This is a genomic window from Patulibacter minatonensis DSM 18081, from assembly GCF_000519325.1.
Classification (GTDB): Bacteria; Actinomycetota; Thermoleophilia; order Solirubrobacterales; family Solirubrobacteraceae; genus Patulibacter; species Patulibacter minatonensis.
The window spans coordinates 1807980-1827518 of sequence record NZ_KI912613.1 but is presented as its reverse complement, the minus strand read 5'-3'; the positions used below and the strand labels follow the sequence as shown (position 1 = coordinate 1827518).

Annotated in this window: 18 protein-coding genes and 1 pseudogene; 6 read left to right on the top strand and 13 right to left on the bottom strand. The window is 72.8% G+C overall.

Annotated features, from left to right (window positions below):
- The first annotated feature begins 105 nt into the window (after positions 1-105).
- A complete protein-coding gene (locus tag PATMI_RS0108320) occupies positions 106-1314 on the top strand; it encodes an acyl-CoA dehydrogenase family protein (protein WP_026910560.1) in 1209 nt (402 codons plus the stop codon).
- Positions 1311-2069, top strand: a complete 759-nt coding sequence (locus PATMI_RS0108315) for an SDR family NAD(P)-dependent oxidoreductase (RefSeq protein ID WP_026910559.1) — start codon at positions 1311-1313, stop codon at positions 2067-2069. The genes PATMI_RS0108320 and PATMI_RS0108315 overlap by 4 nt, the downstream gene beginning before the upstream one ends.
- A 19-nt stretch (positions 2070-2088) precedes the next feature.
- Here the strand turns inward: PATMI_RS0108315 and PATMI_RS0108310 are convergent, their stop codons facing one another.
- The 3 genes from PATMI_RS0108310 to PATMI_RS28450 form a co-directional block, all read right to left on the bottom strand.
- A complete protein-coding gene (locus tag PATMI_RS0108310; RefSeq protein ID WP_026910558.1) occupies positions 2089-2307 on the bottom strand; it encodes a hypothetical protein in 219 nt (72 codons plus the stop codon).
- Positions 2270-2551: a phosphotransferase gene (locus PATMI_RS0108305; RefSeq protein ID WP_245604319.1), complete on the bottom strand. Its 282-nt coding sequence runs from the start codon at positions 2549-2551 to the stop codon at positions 2270-2272. Before PATMI_RS0108305 ends, PATMI_RS0108310 begins: the two co-directional genes overlap by 38 nt.
- A gap of 123 nt (positions 2552-2674) precedes the next feature.
- Complete coding sequence (locus PATMI_RS28450; protein WP_157260676.1) at positions 2675-3451, bottom strand: enoyl-CoA hydratase/isomerase family protein; 777 nt, start codon at positions 3449-3451, stop codon at positions 2675-2677.
- Positions 3452-3642: 191 nt separating this feature from the next.
- On the opposite strand from PATMI_RS28450, the gene PATMI_RS0108295 reads away from it, so the two are divergent.
- On the top strand, positions 3643-4233 hold the full coding sequence (locus tag PATMI_RS0108295) for a TetR/AcrR family transcriptional regulator (RefSeq protein WP_026910556.1): 591 nt from the start codon (positions 3643-3645) through the stop codon (positions 4231-4233).
- Here the strand turns inward: PATMI_RS0108295 and PATMI_RS35810 are convergent.
- On the bottom strand, positions 4146-4481 hold the full coding sequence (locus PATMI_RS35810; RefSeq protein WP_026910555.1) for a ferredoxin family protein: 336 nt from the start codon (positions 4479-4481) through the stop codon (positions 4146-4148). The genes PATMI_RS0108295 and PATMI_RS35810 overlap by 88 nt on opposite strands.
- A 213-nt stretch (positions 4482-4694) precedes the next feature.
- Between PATMI_RS35810 and PATMI_RS28445 the strand changes: the two genes are divergently transcribed.
- Positions 4695-6035 carry an FAD/NAD(P)-binding protein gene (locus PATMI_RS28445; protein WP_245604135.1) on the top strand — a complete coding sequence of 447 codons (1341 nt, stop codon included), beginning with the start codon at positions 4695-4697 and terminating at the stop codon, positions 6033-6035.
- A 31-nt stretch (positions 6036-6066) separates the two neighbouring features.
- Here the strand turns inward: PATMI_RS28445 and PATMI_RS0108280 are convergent, their stop codons facing one another.
- From PATMI_RS0108280 to PATMI_RS0108270, 3 genes are read right to left on the bottom strand one after another with little or no spacing between them, the layout of a single operon-like run.
- Positions 6067-7872 (bottom strand): acyclic terpene utilization AtuA family protein, encoded by a 1806-nt coding sequence (locus PATMI_RS0108280; protein WP_026910554.1) that lies wholly within the window; start codon positions 7870-7872, stop codon positions 6067-6069.
- Positions 7869-9386, bottom strand: a complete 1518-nt coding sequence (locus PATMI_RS0108275; RefSeq protein ID WP_036725512.1) for a CoA transferase — start codon at positions 9384-9386, stop codon at positions 7869-7871. The genes PATMI_RS0108280 and PATMI_RS0108275 overlap by 4 nt, the downstream gene beginning before the upstream one ends.
- Complete coding sequence (locus PATMI_RS0108270; protein WP_026910552.1) at positions 9383-10948, bottom strand: aldehyde dehydrogenase family protein; 1566 nt, start codon at positions 10946-10948, stop codon at positions 9383-9385. The genes PATMI_RS0108275 and PATMI_RS0108270 overlap by 4 nt, the downstream gene beginning before the upstream one ends.
- A gap of 255 nt (positions 10949-11203) precedes the next feature.
- Between PATMI_RS0108270 and PATMI_RS0108265 the strand changes: the two genes are divergently transcribed.
- Positions 11204-11677: a PaaI family thioesterase gene (locus tag PATMI_RS0108265; protein WP_026910551.1), complete on the top strand. Its 474-nt coding sequence runs from the start codon at positions 11204-11206 to the stop codon at positions 11675-11677.
- A 58-nt stretch (positions 11678-11735) separates the two neighbouring features.
- Here PATMI_RS0108265 and PATMI_RS28440 read toward each other — a convergent pair whose 3' ends face one another.
- From PATMI_RS28440 to PATMI_RS28430, 6 genes and pseudogenes are all read right to left on the bottom strand, one after another.
- A complete protein-coding gene (locus PATMI_RS28440) occupies positions 11736-13310 on the bottom strand; it encodes an MFS transporter (protein ID WP_084269790.1) in 1575 nt (524 codons plus the stop codon).
- A gap of 77 nt (positions 13311-13387) precedes the next feature.
- A complete protein-coding gene (locus PATMI_RS0108255) occupies positions 13388-13681 on the bottom strand; it encodes a cytochrome C oxidase subunit IV family protein (RefSeq protein WP_036725509.1) in 294 nt (97 codons plus the stop codon).
- Complete coding sequence (locus tag PATMI_RS0108250; protein WP_051471213.1) at positions 13681-14295, bottom strand: cytochrome c oxidase subunit 3; 615 nt, start codon at positions 14293-14295, stop codon at positions 13681-13683. The genes PATMI_RS0108255 and PATMI_RS0108250 overlap by 1 nt, the downstream gene beginning before the upstream one ends.
- A 38-nt stretch (positions 14296-14333) precedes the next feature.
- Positions 14334-15080 carry a hypothetical protein gene (locus PATMI_RS34135; RefSeq protein WP_157260675.1) on the bottom strand — a complete coding sequence of 249 codons (747 nt, stop codon included), beginning with the start codon at positions 15078-15080 and terminating at the stop codon, positions 14334-14336.
- Between the two features lie 164 nt (positions 15081-15244).
- Positions 15245-16384 (bottom strand): CaiB/BaiF CoA transferase family protein, encoded by a 1140-nt coding sequence (locus PATMI_RS0108240; RefSeq protein WP_245604134.1) that lies wholly within the window; start codon positions 16382-16384, stop codon positions 15245-15247.
- Positions 16381-18032: pseudogene (locus tag PATMI_RS28430) on the bottom strand (FAD-dependent oxidoreductase). The gene PATMI_RS0108240 and the pseudogene PATMI_RS28430 overlap by 4 nt, the downstream one beginning before the upstream one ends.
- Positions 18033-18367: 335 nt before the next feature.
- On the opposite strand from PATMI_RS28430, the gene PATMI_RS34130 reads away from it, so the two are divergent.
- A complete protein-coding gene (locus PATMI_RS34130) occupies positions 18368-19522 on the top strand; it encodes an ABC transporter ATP-binding protein (protein ID WP_051471212.1) in 1155 nt (384 codons plus the stop codon).
- The last annotated feature ends 17 nt before the right edge of the window (positions 19523-19539 follow it).

The following is a 19539-nucleotide window of genomic DNA, read 5'->3' as shown; positions in this document are numbered from 1 at the left end:
ACACCGGACGCCCGGACGCCCGGACGCCGGTCGTCACCCGGCGCTCCCCGCGGGACGCACCGCGTGCTGCGTCACCCACTCTCCGTCCCCGACCCCGATCGCCCCATGGACTTCACGCTCTCCGATCAGCTCCTCGACCTCCGCGACCGCACTCGCGCGTTCATCGACGACGTCGTCATCCCGATGGAGGCCCGCGACCGGGTGCGCGGCCACGGGCCGGACGACGGCCTGCGCGCCGACCTGCAGGACGCGGCGCGCGCCGCGGGCCTCTTCGCCCCGCACGTCGCCGAGGAGTTCGGTGGTCTCGGGCTCGACGTCCGTGGCCAGTCCGTCGTTCTCGAGGAGGCGGGGCGCAGCCTGCTCGGGCCGCTCGCGATGAACTGCGCCGCCCCCGACGAGGGCAACATGGCGATGCTCGAGCGGATCGCCACGCCGGAGCAGGCCGACCGGTTCCTCGCCCCGCTCGCGGCCGGGGACGTCCGATCGTGCTTCGCGATGACCGAGCGCGCTCCCGGCGCCGGGTCCGATCCGTCGATGCTCACGACGGTCGCGGAGCCCGACGGCGACGGCTGGCGGATCGACGGCGAGAAGTGGTTCATCACGGGCGGCGCCGGCGCGGCGTTCGCGATCGTGATGGCGAAGACGACCCACGGCGCGACGATGTTCCTCGTCGACGCCGACACCCCCGGCTACGAGACGGTCGGGGCCCTCGACACGATCGACCGGATCTCGCCGGGCGGCCACGCCCGGATCCGCCTCGATGGCGTGCACGTCCCGGCCGACCAGGTGCTCGGTGCGCCGCACGAGGGGTTCAAGTACGCACAGGTCCGGCTGGCGCCGGCCCGGCTCACGCACTGCATGCGGTGGCTCGGGTGCGCACGCCGCGCGCTCGAGATCGCCCTGGACCGCGCCGAGACCCGGGAGGTCTTCGGCAGCCGGCTCGCCGATCTGGGGCTCGCACAGCGCCTGATCGCCGACGCCGTGATCGACATCGAGACGAGCCGGGCGACGATCGCTCGGACCGCCGCGATCCTGGACGCCGGCGACCGAGACGGGCAGCGCGCGTCGTCGGTCGCGAAGGTCCACGTCTCCGAGGCCGTGAACCGCATCGTCGACTCCGCGGTCCAGCTCAGTGGCAGCGAAGGGATTCTCGTCGATCCGCTGGGACGCCTCATCGACGAGGTCCGGCCCTTCCGGATCTACGACGGGAGCAACGAGACCCACCGCTGGTCGATCGCCCGGCGCGCCGTCCGCGCGCGGCAGCGCGAGCGCGAGGCGACCGAGACCCGCCGCCGCGCGGCGTCCCCGGCATGAGCACCGAGCGCTTCTCCCTCGCCGGCAAGGTCGCCATCGTCACCGGGGCCTCCTCCGGGCTCGGGGTCGCCATCGCCCACGCGCTGGCGGGAGCCGGTGCGGACGTCGTCCTGGCCGCCCGGCGCGTCGCCCTCCTCGACGGCGTCCGCGCGGACATCGAGCGACGCGGACGTCGCGTGCTCGCGGTCGAGACGGACGTCACCGACCCCGATGCGTGCGACCGCATGGTCGACCGGGCCGTCCAGGGTCTCGGACGCGTCGACGTGCTCGTGAACAACGCGGGGATCGGCTCGGCCGTCCCCGCCCTCCGAGAACGACCCGAGGAGTTCCGCAGGGTGATGTCCGTCAACGTCGACGGGGCGTTCTTCGCGGCGCAGGCGGCCGCGGCGTCGATGGAGCCGGGCTCCAGCATCATCAACGTCGCGAGCGTCCTGGCGCTGACGACCGCCGGCCTCCCCCAGGCCGCGTACACGGCGAGCAAGTCCGCGCTGACGGGACTCACCCGCGACCTGGCCCAGCAGTGGACGCCGCGGCGCGGGATCCGCGTCAACACGATCGCGCCGGGCTACTTCCTCACCGAGATGACCGACGGTCTGCCGAGCGCGTACCTGCAGGCCCAGGCGGACCGCTCGCTCGCGGGCCGGCTCGGCGATCCCGACGAGCTCGCGGGTGCAGTCGTGTTCCTCGCGAGCGACGCCGCCTCCTACGTCACCGGCGCGACGCTCGTGGTCGACGGCGGGCTCACCGTCCGCTGACGGGCGCTGCTCCCGGCGGTCATGCGAGCGACGCGGAGAGCTCGTCGGCCTCGGCCGCCAGCGCGTCGATCACGGGCTCGAAGAGGTCGGGGTCGGCGTTGGCGTCCTCCGGCCCCGCCCGGAACCGGGCCACGACCCCGGCGTAGATGACCGCCAGCTTCCACGCCGAGAGCGCCCGGAAGAACGGCAGGTCGTCGAGGTCACGGCCCGAGGCCCGCGGTGATGCCGCCGGTGGCATCGAGCAGCACGTTCTCGAGCTTGTAGTCGCCGTGGACGATCGCCACGGAGCGCTGCTCCGGCGTGTGCCGCACCAGACGGTCGTGGGTGCGGTCCAGGGCGGGGACCTCCCGCGTCCGCGAGTCCTCCCACTGACGCTGCCAGCGGCGAAGCTGCCGGGTGGCGTACCCGTCGCGGCGCCCGAGCTCCCCGAGACCCACCGCGTCGACGTCGACGGCGTGCAGGGCCGCGAGGGTCTCGGCGATCGACGTCCCGACACGACACCGGACGTCCGGCGCCAGCGCCGCTCCGGCGACGTCCGTCGCGACGACGTCCGCCGGGCGGAGCGGCCGACGGGCTCCCCGTCCGGCGCTCGTCCTCGAGGGCGGTCACCGCTTCGCCCCGCCCTTCGCCGCGAACCAGGCCCTGGCCCGTGCGGCGAACTCGGGGTGCGCGAGGGCGCGCGCCTGCGCGTCGGGCTCCAGCCGGCGCAGGACGTGGTCGACGGGGTGGGCGGCGCAGTCGCGGAGGTGCCGCTTGGTGACCGCGGCGGTGTCGCCCGGGAGCGCGGCGATCCTGGCCGCGATGGTCTCGGCCTCCGCGCGGACGTCGTCGGTGATCCGCGAGAGGATCCCGGCCGCGACGGCCTCCTCGGCGCCGATCTTCCTGCCGGTGAGCAGCGCCTCGGTCGCCAGGGACGAGCCGACGACGGCGGGCAGCGTCGTCGAGACGCCGAAGTCCGGAACGAGGCCCATCCGACCGAACGGCGCCGAGAACGACGCGGTGGGGTCTCCGAGGCGGATGTCGCACAGGAGCGCCAGGCCGAGGCCGGCGCCGGCGGCGGGGCCGACCACCGCGGCGATCGTCGGTTGCGGCAGGTGGTGCAACGCCAACGGTCCACGGTGCGTGCGCTCCATCCATCGCCGGGCGGCGTCCTCGTCGGCGAGTCCCCCGGCACCCGAGATGTCCGCGCCGGCGCAGAACGCGCGGCCCGTACCGGTCACCACGACCGCGCGCACGGACGGATCCGCACCGACGGTCGCGAACGCCTCGGTCAGGTCGTCGAACCCGTCCTGGTCCAACGCGTTCAGGCGGTCGGGGCGGTCGAGGACCACCGACGCGACCCCGTCCGCCGGCCGCTCCACGACCACCCGCTTCGTCCTCATCGCCACTCCTCCGTCGTCGCGCCGGGACGGCGCTGGTCGGCCGGGTACGCCCGGCAGGTGCCGCGAACCTATCAAGAGTGAACGATCGGTCTGCTTCGACGCGGAAGATGCTTTCGGCAGGAGCAAAATCAAGGCAACGAATAGTGAACGATCGTCCCGACGACGTCGCCGGAGCGAGTAGGATCGGCGTCGTGGAGACCGACCGCGCAATCCTCCGGGCCGCCGCCGAGCTCTTCCATGCCCGTGGCTTCTCCACGGTGCGCGTGGACGACATCGGAACACGGGCGGGCGTGACCGGCCCCGCGATCTACCGGCACTTCGCGGGCAAGGACGAGATCCTCGCCACACTGTTCGACGAGGCACTGGACGGCCTGCTCGCAGCGACCGTCACATCGGGCCCCGACGCCCAGTCGCGACTCGCCGGGATGGTCCGCGCCCACGCGACGTTCGTGCTCGCCGAGCGGGAGCTCACCAGCATCTGGACCCGCGAGGACCACTCGCTCGATCCGGACACCCGCCGGCGCATCCTCCGGCGCACGGAGGCGTACCTCGAGCGCTGGACCCGGGCCATCGCCGACGTCCTGCCGACGTGTGGCGGCGCCGAGCATCGCGCAGCGGCCCACGCGGCACTCGGTCTGCTGAACTCGTTCGCGCACTGGCCGCGGGAGTCCGTCGGCGTGCAGGACCTGCCCGACTACGTCGCCCGCTTCGTGCTGGCGGGACTCGCCGCCACCCCCGCCGCGGAGACTCCCGCACCGCCGTCCGCTGCGGCGGCGGCGTAGTACGCCTCGGCGATCCCCACGAAGTCCCGGTGCTCGGCCGGGACGTCCTCGATCGGCCACGGCGCCCCGACGGGACAGACCTCGACGCACGCGTCGCAGCCGATGCACTCCTCCGGATCGATGAAGAGCTGCTCGGCGGTCTCGTGTCCCGGCTCACCCGGAGCCGGATGGATGCAGTCGACGGGACACACCTCGACACACGACGCGTCGCGCGTGTTGATGCACGGTGCGGTGATGACGTAGGACATGCCGCGGGCTCCTCCGGGGTCGTGATGCGGGCCGGAAGCACACTCTTGCTTCACGATCGTTCACTTCAGAGTATCGCCATGACGGCCCGCCGTGTCAGGACGTTCTCCTTTCAAAACAGGCAATTGACGGCGACATCGCTCCTCATCACGGCAAAATAGTTACCGATCGGTTCGTCGATGTAGACTGCACGCATGGATGCGGGACGACGTCGCGTGGCAATCGTGGGCTCCGGCCCTTCCGGCGCCTTCCTCGCCGCACGGCTCCTGGACGAGGAGGCCGCGTCGTTCGACGTCGACCTCATCGACCGCCAGGCGACGCCGTGGGGTCTCGTCCGCGGCGGCGTCGCACCGGACCACCCGCGGATCAAGACCGTCGCGCGGCGGTTCGAGGCGGTGCTGGATTCCGGGCGCTGCCGGTTCCTCGGGGGCGTCGAGGTCGGCCGCGACGTCGAGCACGCCGACCTCCAGCGCTGGTACCACGCCGTGGTCTACGCCACCGGATGCCCCGACGCTCGCAGCCTCGGCCTCCCCGGCGAGAATCTCGCCGGCTGCCACCCGGCCACCGACTTCGTCTCCTGGTACAACGGCGACCCCGCGTTCCGCGACCGCACCTTCGACCTCTCGGGGGATCGCGCCGTGATCGTCGGCAACGGCAACGTCGCGCTCGACTGCGCGCGGATGCTGCTCCTGCCGCCCGACGAGCTCTCCGGCACCGACATCGCCGACCACGCCCTCGAGGCGCTGTCGGAGAGCCGGATCCGCGAGGTCGTGGTGCTCGGCCGGCGGGGCGCGGAGCACGCCGCCTTCACGACTCCGGAGCTCAAGGCGCTCACGAGCCGCTTCGGGGTGACGATGCCGCGGGACGAGCTCGCGATCGACCCATCGTTCAACACGACGCAGCCAGGGCATCGCGCCGTGCGCAACATGAAGGTGCTTCGCGGCGTGGCCCGCGCGGCGCCGACCGAGGCCGAGCGGCGGATCGTGCTGCGCTTCCTCGTCTCCCCCGTGGAGATCCTCGGCGAGGACGGTCGTGTCCGCGGGCTGCGCCTGGCGCGGAACGAGCTCCACCGCGGGAAGCACCGGGCGATCCTCGCCCGACCGACGGACGCGACGGAGGAGCTCGACGCCTCGCTGGTGATGAGCGCGATCGGCTTCCGCGGACGTCCCGTGCCGGGCGTGCCGTTCGACGAGCGACGCTCGCTGATCCCGAACATGGCCGGGCGCGTGACCGGGGATCCGGAGGCCGCAGCCCGCACGTACGTCAGCGGCTGGATCAAGCGCGGGCCGAGTGGGGTGATCGGCACGAACAAGCTCTGCGCCTACGACACGGCGACGCTCGTGATCGAGGATGCGCTCGCCGGGCAGCTCGACCACGAGGGTGTGCTCGACGCCGACGCGGTCCGCGAGCGGCTCGAGCAGGGGGGTGCACGGATCGTCGACACCGGCGGCTGGCGCGCGATCGACGCCGCGGAGACCCGGGCGGGCGCGGACGAGGGTCGACCGCGCCGGAAGCTCACCGACCGCGACGAGCTGCTCGCGGCCGCCGGGGCCTGAGCGGCCCCGGTCCGTCCCGGCCCGACCGCCGTCAGATCGCCGGGCCCGCGACCTCGGCTCCGCGGAGGTGCGAGCCGATCAGGGCCTCCGGCGCGTCGACGTGCCGGGCTCGCACGTACTCCGCCACGGACTTCCCGAGGGCGTCGAGGCGGCCGTTGCTGGAGCACCCCGTCCCGAGGTTCCCGTGGACGACGAAGTGCACCGCGCGCAGGTGCGGGAGCTCGTGGCGGGTCAGCAGCAGGCCGGCGGCCTCGGGGTAGAGCTCGCGGAGTCGGTCCGCGGTGAGGAAACCGCGCAGCCACTCCCACGCCTCGGGGCCGGTCCAGAAGCCGAGGTTCGAGTTGCCGCCCTTGTCCCCCGCCCGGGCGTGCACGAGCGCGCCGAGCGGTACGCGCGTCAGCGGTCCCGGATCGGCCGCGTCGGCGGCAGGCCCCTCGTCGTCGGCGACGACCGGGGGCGTCGCGGTCGGGACGGTCCGCACCGGCATGCGCTCCCCGCCGTCGTGGACCACGACGGGCTCGAGCTCGGCGACCGGGACGAGCGCCGGCCAGTACTCGATCAGCGGGCTCGGCCTGGTCGCCCGGCCTGACGAGCCGTCGGCGTGGAAGCCGGGGATGCTCGACAGGATCGTGCCGTGGACCCGGTGGAAGAACGCTCCTGGCTTGAGCGGATCGGCGGTCGCGGCGCGGCCGACGAAGCGCAGGCCGACGGTCGCGGCCTCGATCGACGACGGATCCTCCTCCGCCGAGCCGATCCGGTCGACCCGCGCGAGCTCGACCGGGCTGCCGGCCAGGACGTCGCGGGCCTGGGCCTCGACGAGCGCCGCCTTCGCGTCGATGTCGAGGCCGCAGAGGTAGCCGGAGAACGCGTTCTCCCAGCCGATGATCGCCGTGATCGCGACCTTCGTGGTCGCCGGCGGCGGCGTGCCCCGCGCCCCCGCGACGCGGACGCGGTCGGCGCCGACCGTCGTCAGCTCGACGTCGCGGAGGTCGACCGTGACGTCGGGGTTCAGGTAGATCGGGCCCTGGATCTCGTAGAGCAGCTGTGCGCTCACGGTGTCGGTGGTCACCGCGCCGCCGGTGCCCGGGTGCTTCGTGATGACCGCGGTGCCGTCGGCCTCGATCTCGGCGATCGGGAACCCCGGGTGGACCATCCCCGGGACGTGCGTGAACCCGGAGAAGTTGCCGCCGCAGGCCTGCGGCCCGCACTCGATGACGTGGCCGGCCACGATCGCTCCCGCGAGGCGATCCCAGTCCTCCGTCGCCCAGTCGTGCCACCAGGCGGCGGGCCCGGCGACCAGGGACGCGTCGGTCACCCGCGGGCAGATCACGACGTCCGCGCCGCCGGCCAGTGCGTCGGCTATCCCCCACGCACCGAGGTACGCGTTGGCGCTCAGGGCGTCGTGGCCCCAGGACGAGAACGGCCGCCCCGTGTCCATGCTCGGCAGCTCGTGACCGCGGGCCTGCAGGTCGTCGAGCCGGCCGGTGAGGTCGTCGCCCTCGAGGTGCGCGACCCGCAGCGGGCGGGCGCCCGAATGGAGCTCGCGCAGTCGTTCGGCCAGCCCTGCCGGGTCGAAGCCGCCCGCGTTGACGACGAGCTTGACCCCGCGCTCGACGAGCTCGTCGAGGCACCCGGTCAGCTGCTCGAGCAGCTCCGTGCTGTACCCCTCGCCGCGGCCGCGCACGCGACGCGCCGCCATCCCCGCGAGCGTGATCTCCGCGAGGTAGTCGCCGACGATGACGTCGACGGGACCGCCGTCGAGTGCCTCGCGGAGGGCGGAGCGCCGGTCGCCGGAGTAGCCGGAGCAGTTGGCGATGATGATCGGGCGGGTGCTCATGGGGACTCCGGGTCGTCGAGCCAGCGCGGCGGGGCCGAGCCCATCGGCAGCAGGCCGTGGCGGTGGTGGCCGGGGGTGCGGGACATGCGGACCTGGTCGGTCACGCCCTGGTACCGGCCCATCGGCCCGTCGTGGTGCAGGAGCTCGGGTGGGAGGTAGGCGTGCTCGTCGCCGACGCCGGCGGTCTCGGCCACGTAGTCGCGGTCGAAGACGCCCAGGCCGAGGATCCAGAGCGCGACGCGCGTGAGCGAGACGTGGACCCGCCACGACCCTCCCTCGACGGCGCGGCGCTCGAGCGCGGAGACGATGCCCACCGTCGCCAACCACGGCACGATCCAGTCGTTGACGACCGTGATCAGCGGGATCGCGGGGACGCCGTCCCGGCCCTCGACGTCGAAGATGCCGGAGACGGCCCCGGCGGTCTGGTCGAACCCCGGGCGGTCGGCCCATGGGCCCGTGCGCCCGTGGACGCTGACGCTCGCGTGGACGATCCCGGGGTGCCGCTCCGCGAGCTGCTCGGCGGTGAACCCGACCTTCTCGAGCATCGCGGGTCGACGGTTGGCGTAGAAGACGTCGGCGCGCGACGCGAGGCGCTCCAGGGCGTCGCGGCCCGTGTCGTGCTTCGTGGAGAGCGTCGTCGACCGCACCCCGAACTGGGCCGAGTGGTACGCGCCGGGGCTCTCGTACTCCAGCGGGCGCCAGACGTTCAGCACGTCGGCGCCGTGCAGCGCGAGCGTCCGGCCGATGCCGCCGCCGGCGATCACGTGGCCCATGCCGAGCGCCCGGATCCCCGAGAACGGCTGCTCGGGGCCGGACGGCAGGGGGACCGGGTCGGCGTCGCCGGTGCGCTCCAGCTCGATCAACGGCAGGTCGGCGAGGTGGCCGGTGAACTGCTCCTCCGCGAGGAACGCCTCGGGACTGCGGACGAGCGGCATGACGACGCCCGCCTCTGCCCCGGCCCGCTCGAGGTCGGCGGCGTTCCAGCGCCCGATCGCGCCGGCGACGGCGTCGCGGTCGTCGGGGACGCCGAGGAGCTTCAGCGCGCGGCGGCGGAGCTTCGGGTACTGCGCCTGCGGCAGGACCCATCCGCCGTCGGCGCAGCGATAGAGCGAGGTGAAGTGCAGCGCGGTGGCGAGGTCGAAGTCGGAGCCGGCCGGGTAGCCGTTCATCCGTTCCCACCTGCCCTCGTAGAAGGGGCAGAGCCTGCGGGGCGCGGAGCGCAGGTCGATCGCGAGGTCCTGCCCGTCGCCGCCGCGCGTGCGCCACAGCCGGGCGACCGCGACGGACTTCGCGACGAGGCCCAGCCCGGCGGCCGACGCCAGGGCGAGCCGGCTGGCGGCGATCGGGTCGCGGCCGGTGAACTCGACCGCTCCGCCGGCGTCCGCGGCGGCGAACCCGACGTCCGCGAGGACGCGGTCGAGCTCGGCGTGCAGGTCGATCGATCGGTCGTCCTGCAGCGGGGTCGCGACACGGTCGCGGATCGTCCGCGCGAGCGTGCTCTCGGTGACGCTCACGGGCGCGGCTTCAGGCCGAGCTTCCGGCGCCAGTCCCGGGCGCCGAGGAAGCGGGTCGCGCGACCTTGGATCCCGGCGCTGCGGTTCGAGGCGGGGTACCACTGGATCTCGGTCTTCGGTGCGACGCGGGCGCGGACGACGGCGCGCTCGCGGCAGAACTTGCGGATCCCCGCCGCACCACCGAGTCGGCCCCCGATGCCCGAGGCGCCCCAGCCGCCCTGCGGGAGAGGCATCTGGAACATGTTGATGTACATGTCGTTGATGTTGACCCCGCCGGCGTTCAGTGCGGAGGCGACGCGTTCGCCGCGTGCGCGGTCCGTCGTCCACACCGACGCCGAGAGGCCGTACTCCGAGTCGTTGGCCCGGGCGATCGCCTCGGCCTCGTCGGCGACGCGCATGATCGGCAGCGTCGGCCCGAACGTCTCCTCGCGCATGCAGTCCATCCCGTGGTCGACGTCGACGAGCACCGTCGGCTCGTAGAAGAGCCCCTGGCCGGGACGTCGCGCTCCACCGGCGAGGACGCGGGCGCCCTTGTCCCGCGCGTCGGCGACGTGCCGGTCGACGATGTCGATCTGCGCCTCGTTGGCCATCGCCCCGTAGTCGTACGCGATGTCCTGCCCCGTCTCCATGCCGACGCGCAGGGCGGCGACCTTCTCGGTCACGAGGGCGACGAACGCGTCGTGCACGGCGTCCTCGACGTAGAGGCGCTCGACCGACACGCAGATCTGGCCGGCGTTGAAGAAGCCTCCCCAGACCGCACCGCTGGCGGCGCGCTCGAGGTCCGCGTCGGCGAGGACGATCATCGCGTCCTTGCCGCCGAGCTCCAGGCTGCAGGGGATCAGGCGCTCGCCGCACCGCGCCGCGATCCGGCGGCCGGTGTGGGCCGAGCCGGTGAACTGGAGGAAGTCCACGACGTCCACGACCGCCGCGCCGGTCTCCCCGGCGCCGGTCACCGAGCCGAGGACCGCCGGTGCGCCGAGGTCCTCGTTCCACCCGCGGACGACCTCCTCCCAGGCGAGGGGCGTCCACTCGGACGACTTCGTGAGCACGGCGGACCCGGCCATCAGCGCGCCGGGGACGTCGAACGCCGGGACGCCCACGGGGGCGTTCCACGGGGAGATCACCCCGACGAGGCGGTGCGGGCTGTACTCGAGCGACAGCTGCTTGATCGCCATCGCCTTCGTGTGCGGCTTCGGGTGCTCGGTGCGCAGGAACGCCTCGCCGTGCTCGGCGTAGTAGTTGATGACCTCGACCGCCGTAGGAGCCTCGACGCCCGCGTCGTTCCACGACTTGCCGGTCTCCTCCTGCACGATCCCCGCAAGGCGCTCGCCGTTGTCGAGGAACCAGTCGCGCCACAGCCCGAGCCAGCGAGCCCGGCCCGCGAACCCGAGGGCCTCCCACGCGGGCTGCGCGGCGCGCAGCCGGTCGGCGATCGCACGGACCTCGTCGGTCGTCTGCACGGGGACCTCGCCGACGAGGTGGCCGTCGGCGGGACAGCGCACCACGATGCGGTCCTCCGCGTCGCCCCCAGGACCCGTCGTCGTCTTCGCCGTCGTCGCCATGCTCGCTCCTCGTGACCGCTCCCGCGAAAGGCACACCGCCCCGCACGGAAGAACCGTACGTTCACAATAGCGTCGCGCACCGGCACCGTGTGACCACCGAGCAGCAGTCTCCCACTTCCCCCTACCGAAGCGAGGAACAGCCGCCGTGTCACGGCCGCGCCGGTGAAGCCGGACTCACGTTCGTGAACGGACGTTTGCTATTCCTACGGGCACGCCGCGGGGCGGCGCCCACCCCCCGATGCCCCAGGAGCCCAGATGACGGATCGCACACCGCAGGCCGCAGCACCGTTCGGCGGGAGCGAGGAGGAGTGGTTGGAGTGGGCGAACGCGCTGACGACGTCCCACGCGCTGCACGCCCGATGCACCTCGTTCCTGCCCGGCCGGGTCGAACTCGTGATGGAGCGCTCGCCGTGGGCGACGAACCCGAACGGGGCGCTGCACGGTGGGCTGGTCGGGGCGATCGCCGATCACGTCATGGGGCTGACCGCGATGTCGAGCTCGACGCCGGATGCCCTGCCCGCGACCGCCACGCTCACGATCAACTACCACCGCCCGGCGTTCCCGCCGTTGCGCTGCTCGGCCGAGGTCTCCAGGCGCGGCCGCCAGCTGGCGTTCATCGAGGCGGAGATCCTGAGCGCCGACGGACGTGTCTGCGCCCGGTGCTCGGGCACCTGGTCGACCGACGGCTCGTCCCGCTCGGTCGCCCACGGATCTCGGGCGCAGCGCTGACCTGCGTGCCTCGCTCCCGAGGGCGACCGGGTGGACCCCGTTCGCCGACGCATCGCGTTCATCGGGCGTCGACCAGGTCCCGCGGAAGCGCCGTCGTGCCGCCCGCCGGGCACCGGGCCCGGACCACCACGACACCGACCAAGAGCACGCCGGCCATGATCACCAGCGACCACGTCCAGCCCGCGAGCACGCCGTCGTGGACCACCGCGACGGAGGCCGCGCCGTCGGGACGCCGCTCGAGGGCCGCCAGCGCGGCGGCCGGCGACTCGAGGACCGTCCGCCCGAGGCCCCCGGGGACCTCTGCCACATGGTCGTCGACGGAGCTGCGGTAGCCGGTGTTGAAGGCCGAGCCCGCGACCGCGATGCCGACCGCTGCGGCGAGTTCGCGAGCCAGGTCGTTGACCGCGCTGGCCACGCCGTGCTTCTCCGGCGGCACCGCCTCGATGATCATCTCGGTGGGCGTCGACATCGCCAGGGCCATGCCGAGCCAGACGAGCGCCGCTCCGGCGGCGAACGTCCAGTAGGTCGCGGTGCCCGCGGCACCCATGCCCGCGGCGAGGACCGCGCCGGCGACGCTGATCGCCATCGCACCGGTCACCAGCCGTCGTCGCCCGAAGCGGGCGGCGAGGACCGGCCCCAGCGGGGTGAAGGCGAAGGCCCCCAGCGGCGGAAGCGCTCCGAGGGTGCACTCGAGCGTCGAGCGGCCCAGGACGTACCCCTGGTACTGGAACGCCAGGAAGAACAGCGCGAAGTGCGCGAAGAACAGGACGAACAGGGCGGTGGTCGCCGCCCCGAAGCGCCCCTCGGCGAACAACCGGACGTCCAGCAGCGGGTGGGAGACCCGGAGCTCCCACGCCACGAAGACGACGAGCATCGTCGCGCCGATCAGGGCCGGGACGACCGTGGTCGCCGAGAGCCAGCCGTGCACCGGGCCCTCGGTGACCGCCAGGACGAGCCCGCCGACCGCGACGATCGACGTCCACGCCCCGACCCGGTCGGCCGGTACGTCCTCGTCCGCCCGGGACTCGGGGACCGTCGCGAGCGTCAGCAGGAGCAGCAGGATCGCGATGCCGCAGAAGACCGCGAACGGCGCGCGCCACGAGACGAGCTCGACCCCGACGGCGCAGACGACGAGGCCGACCGTGCCGCCGACGACCGTGCTCGCGGCCCAGAACCCGATGGCCGTGGTGCGCCGTTCCGGTGGGAGCGCGACGGTGATCGTCGCGAGGGTCCCGGGGAAGATCAGCGCGCCTCCGACGCCCGCGAGCGCCCGGCACGCGATCACGCCGTCGACCGAGGTCGCGACGCTCGTCCCCGCGAGCGCGACGATCAGGACCACGAGGCCGATGACCATGCCGCGCCGGCGCCCGTGGCGGTCGAGGAACGCGCCGGCGGGCAGCAGCAGCGCGGCGACGAGGAGCGGGAAGGCGTCGGTGACCCACTGGACGTCGCTCTGGCTCGCCCGGAGGTCCCGGCCGAGGTCCGGGACGAGCGCGATCGCGCCGGCGGTGAGGCCCATGATCATGCCGATCAGGGCGCAGGAGGTCGCGACCATCGCGCGCGGGTACCGCGGCAGCGTGGCCGTTCCCGCGCGTGGAGGAGCCCCCTGTTCGGGCGCGTGCTTCGTGGTCATGGGTGTCGGGGTGCGCGCGACCGGATGGGGCGCGCACCGGCGCGGTCGACCTCGGCGAGGCGACCGCGGCGGTCGAGCTACTGCCCGCCGAGGTAGAAGCCGACGAGCGTGAGGCAGACGACGACGACCCACGCGTCGAACGCCCGGCGCAGGCCTGCCGGTGCGTGCCGGAGCTCCATGAAGTCCGATCCGATGAAGCGGATCTTCACGAAGGCGACGACGAGCACGATGCTCGTGGCGACGGACTGGCCGTCCTTGGAGGAGAACCCGTGGTCGGTGCCGAGGTACCAGGAGACCACGGTGGCCAGGACGAGGACGCCCCAGACCACCAGGATCCGCGGGGTGAGGAGCTTCGTGTCGGAGCTGTGCATCAGTGCGCCAGGTAGAGGAGGGGGAAGATGACGATCCAGATCAGATCGACCATGTGCCAGAACGACGCCCCGGTCTCGACGTTCGCGACGTCGGCTCCGGTGAGCTGCGCCTTCCGGGTCCGGCGCAGCATGAACGTGAGCACGCCGAGGCCGATCAACAGGTGGAAGAGGTGGATCCCGGTGAGTCCGAAGTAGTACTCCCAGAACCCGTTCGTCGTGGGGGTGATGTCGTCGGCGAACTTGCCGCCCCACTCGAAGACCTTGACGACGCAGAACGCCAGCGCGCACGCGACGGCGCCGTAGAGCGCGAGCCGGGCCTCCCGCAGCCGACCGGCCCTGATCCCCCGCACGCCGGCGACGACGAGCAGGGAGCTCGTCAGCAGGATCAGGGTGTTCAGTGCGCCGAAGTCCTGGGAGAGCTTCGCCTGCGACGCCGCGTACAGCTCGGCGTCACCCCCGCGATCGTGGAGGAACGCCGCGAAGAGCGCGGCGAACGTCGCCAGGTCGAGCAGGATGAAGACCCAGATCCCGATCTCGCCGGGGACGTGGGTGCGGGCGTCGGGCACCACCGGGGGCGCGGTGGCCGCGGGGCGTTCATCGATCGTCGTCGACATGCGATCAGGCTTTCTGGAGGCTCGAGCGGGAGGGGCGCTCACGCGAGGACGGGCTCGGGCTCGGGCTGGTGCTCGCGGTCCGGGGCGACCGCGCGAGCGGCCTCTTCGGCCTGCCGGGTGGCAGCGCGATGGACGGCCCAGCCCATGATGAAGAACCAGGCGCAGAAGGCCACGACGATGATGTAGAAGGGCGCGATCCCGCGCCACGAGAACGGCCCCGTCTTGAAGAAGAAGATGAGGACGTCGGGCATCATCGCCAGCGCGACCCAGAGGTTGAACCAGCCGACCCACCGGGGGAAGATCTGCTGCTCGCGGTCGCGCAGGATCGCGATGCCCACGACGATCACCTGGAGCAGCGTGGCGTAGAACCCGCCGACGAACGGGAGCATCCCCGCATCGTTGAACGCCTGCACGAGGTCCGCGTCGCGCTCCGGGCGGAACGCTGCGACCTGCAGGAGGAAGCACGGGATGATGAAGAGGATCGGCAGCAGCATGCCGAGCCCGAGCTGCGTGTAGGCGAGGACCGCGTTCTGGCCCTCGATGCGGCGCAGGTGGACGAACACGCCGGCGATCAGCGGGGCGATCAGGGCCGAGGCGAGCATCGTCACGACCAGCCCGACCTGGATCAGCGTCTGGCGATCGAGGTACATCCGCTGGACCTCGAGCGCGGACTCGCTCGAGGAGGGCATCGGGATGAAGCCGCAGAGGGCTCCCCAGCCGATGAGGAACCCGATCATCGCGACCGGCCCACACCAGGCCGCAAGTCGTTGCATCGTCACGTTCATCGCGCGTCTCCTGTCCACCAAAGTGAGCGGTCGTTCCGCCTTCGCCGTCGACGATCGACAGCGCCCTCGTGCCCACAGTAGATCAGATATGGGCCGATCGGAGGACTTTTAGTGACCGACCGGTTCGTTATGTCGCGGAGCGCTCGATCCGCTTCCGCGGGGGTTCAGCTCCGCGGTCGACGGAGCCGTTCACCCGCCGAGCCCCAGGCCGCGAGTGCGGCACCGAGGTCTCGTGGGCGGGGGCGGGCCGCCCCCGGCGTCCGGCTGAAGCGGGGCGCGGCCTGGGGCTGCAGGACGCCGTCGACCTCGACGAACACTCCTCGGGACTCCAGGTGTGGGTGCCCCGGCGCTTCGGCCATCGTCAGGACGCCCGTCGCGCAGGCGTCCTCGCCCTCGAGCAGTGCGACCCACTCGTCCCGGGTCCTCGTGCGGAAGACCGCGGCGAAGCGCGCCTTCAGCTCGGGCCACCGGGAGCGGTCGTCCTGGGGTGCGTCGGCGGGGTCGATGCCCAGGACCTCGAGCAGCCGGACGTAGAACTGCGGCTCGAGCGGGCCGACGGCGACGTGGCGGCCGTCCGCGGTCTCGTAGGTCTCGTAGAAGTGCGCACCGGAGTCCAGGAGGTTCGTCCCGGCGCGGTCGTGCCACGAGCCGTCGGCGCGGAAGCCGTGCATCATCGCGGTCAGGAGCGCGGAGCCGTCGACCATCGCGGCGTCGACGACCTGCCCGTGGCCCGACGTGCGGGCCTCGAGGATGCCGCAGACGACACCGAACGCGAGCATCATCGCCCCGCCCCCGTAGTCGCCGACGACGTTCATCGGCGCGAGGGGTCGCTCGCCCTCGCGTGCGAAGGAGCCGAGCGCCCCGGTCAGCGAGATGTAGTTGATGTCGTGTCCCGCCGTGCGGGCGAGTGGACCGTCCTGCCCGTAGCCCGTCATCCGGCCGTAGACCAGACGGGGGTTGCGTTCCCGGACCGCGTCGGGGCCGAGACCGAGCCGCTCCATGACCCCCGGCCGGAATCCCTCGATCAGGGCGTCGGCCTCCGCCGCCAACCCGAGGACAGTGTCCTGCCCCTCCGGATCGCGCAGGTCGATGCCGACGGTGGCCCTCCCCCGCGTCGGGACGTCGAAACGGCGCCCGGGGGCACCCTCCGCGCCCGGGCGGTCCAGCCGCAGGACGTCGGCACCCATGTCGGCGAACATCATGCCCGCGAAGGGGTTCGGGCCGATCCCGCCGACCTCCAGGATCCGAACGCCGTGGAGCGGCCCGCCGACGGCGTCGCCGATGGGCGGCGTGGCGGTGCTCACCGGGACGCCGCCGACTCGGGGGCGTGCGCCACGCGGAGCATCTCGTCGACCTCGGTGACCTTCACCCGCGGGCGGCCCTGCGGTGCGCCGGTCCGCCGCTCGTGCTCGTCGAGGCGGCGCCAGTGGTCCAGTCCGAGGGCCTCGGGCACCTGGCGGCGCAGCAGCTCGTCGAGCTCCCGCCGGCCCCCGCGCGGAGCCGGCAGTCGACCGGCCGCGTGGTCCGCCAGCAGGCGATCGACGGTCTCCCGCGCGCAGACCTTGTTCGTGCCGATGACGCCGGTCGGCCCGCGCTTGATCCACCCCGCGGTGAAGAGCCCCGGGACCGTCTTGCCGGTCGCCGGGTCGACGACGGCACCGCGGTCGTTCGGGATCCGGCCGGCGGTGGGATCGAACGGGACGCCCGGCAGGGCCTCGCCTCGGTAGCCGATGGAGCGCAGCACCAGGCCGGCCTCGAGCTCGTCGATCCGGTCCGTGGGCTGCGCGCCGACCCGTCCGTCCTCGTCCTGCACGAGCTCGTTGCGCGCGATCCGGAGCCGCTCGACGGCGGTGTCGCCGACGAGTTCGACCGGGGACGCCAGGAACCGGAGCACGATCCGCCGCGGCGCGCCGGTGGGCTCGCGGACCGACAGCGCCCGGAGGAGGTCGAGCTTCAGCCCCACCGCGTAGTCCGGCGGCCGCCCGGGCGTCGTGGCCCGCGACCCGTCGTCGAGCTCCGAGGGTTCGGCGTCGACCCGGACGTCGACGCCGGGCAGGTGGCTCAGCGCCAGGAGCTCGGGGGTGGTGAAGGCGGCCTGCGCCGCCCCGCGACGGCCGAGCACGACGACCTCCTCGACCGCGCTGTCGCCGAGGACGTCGAGGGCGTGGTCGGCGATGTCGGTGCGGCGCAGGACCTCGACGGGGAGCGTGAGGATCCGCGCGACGTCGAGCGCCACGTTGCCGTTGCCGACGACGACCGCGCGCGTTCCCGAGAGGTCGATGCCCAGGTCGCGCGCCCCCGGGTGGCCGTTGTACCAGGCGACCAGCGCCGTCGACGCGTGGCTGCCCGGGAGGTCCTCGCCCGGGATGCCGAGCCGGCGATCGGTGGGCGCGCCGACCGTGTAGATCACCGCGTGATGGTGGGCGGCGAGGTCCTCCGCGGAGACGTCCCGGCCGACCTCGACGTTCAGGTGCATGCGCACGGCGCGGTCCGACGCGGTCCACTGGAAGGCCTGCGTCACGTCCTTCGTCTCGGGATGGTCCGGTGCGACGCCCGCGCGGACGAGCCCCCAGGGTGTGGGGAGCCGTTCGAACAGCTCGACCTCGACGCCCGGACGTTCGACCAGTCGCTCGGCGGCGTAGGCGCCGGCGGGGCCCGCCCCGACCACGGCCACCCGGAGCGCGGCGCTCACGCCCGGGCCGCCGCGAAGTACCCGGCGTTGATGCCGGCGTACGGCCGCAGCGCGTCGGGGAGCTCCTGCTCGCGTCGGATCGCGGAGACGGGACAGACCTCGGCGCAGGCGTTGCAGTCGACGCAGAGGGTGGGGTCGATGTAGAGCTGGTCGGTCGTCGCGTACCCCGGCTCGTCGGGGGTCGGGTGGATGCAGTCCACCGGGCAGACGGCGACGCAGATCGCGTCGTTGCAGCAGGACTGGGTGATGACGTAGCTCATGCGGTTCCGTGCTCGGGGACGACGCCCGCGCGCGGGCGCGAACTCCTGATCGAACCTAGCACCTAAGAAACGCACGTTCGCAAAATGTTCCGACCGTGGAGACTCGCGTTGCTGGAAACCGGCCAACGCCTGCGAAGAGGGCCCACGACGACTCCCATCCATTAGTTAACGCTCGGTTTTATGAATGGTGTAGTCTGCGACCACTGTGCGGTCACTGTGACCGACGCCACGGATCGGGACGAGACGTGGCGCGGGCCGGTGGGCCGCCCGAGTCGTGTCCAGCGAGCGAGGAGTCGCCACCCGTGGACGTCAGGCATGCGCCAGAAGAGATCGACGTGACCGCCATCCCCACCATCGAGCGGGCGCTCCGTGGCGTCATGGACTCGGGTTCGCCCGTCGTGCCCCGGCTCGGGTACGCCCGGGCGACGGTCGAGATCCGGGTCGCCGGGGAGGACGGTCGCGTCTTCCTCGACCTCGACGGCGATCCTTCGATCGGTGACGGCGGTCGACCCGCTGACATCGAGATCGGGCTGACCCCCGAGCAGGGGCGCCTGTTCGCCCGCGGCGAGCTCCACATGCCGACGATCCTCTCGGCCGGCCTCGCGACGTTCTCCGGGCCGATCCGCCAGTACCTCGAGGTCGACCCGGTGCTTCGGCGCCTGCTCACCGACCAGTCGGGTGCCCCGCGGGCATCGACCACGACGGACGGCCGTTCGATCGCGGCGATCGACAACGACATCGCGGCGATCGAGGCGCGGGGGGTCCACAAGTCCTTCGGCCGCGCGTCGATCCTCCGCGGGGTCGACCTCCAGATCCCCGAGGGCGTCATCGCGACGGTCCTCGGTCCCTCCGGCACCGGCAAGAGCGTGCTGCTCCAGCACATCATCGGGCTCCTGGCCCCCGACGCCGGCGAGGTCGTGATCCACGGCAAGCCGCTGCGCAACATGAGCCGCTCCGAGCTCCTCGCGCTGCGCACGGACATCGGCGTGATGTTCCAGGACGGTGCGCTCTTCAGCATCATGGACGTCTACAACAACGTCGCGTTCCCGCTCCGGCAGCACACCGACCTCAGCGAGTCGCAGATCAAGGAGCTGGTCATGGACCGGCTGCAGAGCGTCGGCCTCGAGAGCGCGTCGAAGCGGTACCCGAACGAGCTCTCGGGCGGCATGCGCAAGCGCGCCGGCCTGGCTCGCGCGATGGTGCTCGATCCGCGGATCATCCTCTGCGACGAGCCCGACTCCGGCCTCGACCCGGTGCGCACGAAGCTGCTGGCCGAGCTGCTCGTCGAGCAGCACGCGCTGACCGGCGGGACGATGGTCGTCATCACGCACAACCTCCCGCTCATCAAGGAGGTCAGCGAGCACATCTCGGTGCTCTACGACGGCACGATCCTCGAGTCCGGCCCGGCAGACCAGATCTACGCGTCCGACAAGCCGTTCCTCAAGCAGTTCCTCTCCGGCGCGCCCGAGGGTCCGCTCGGGATGGACTGAACCGGAGCCCGAGAGGC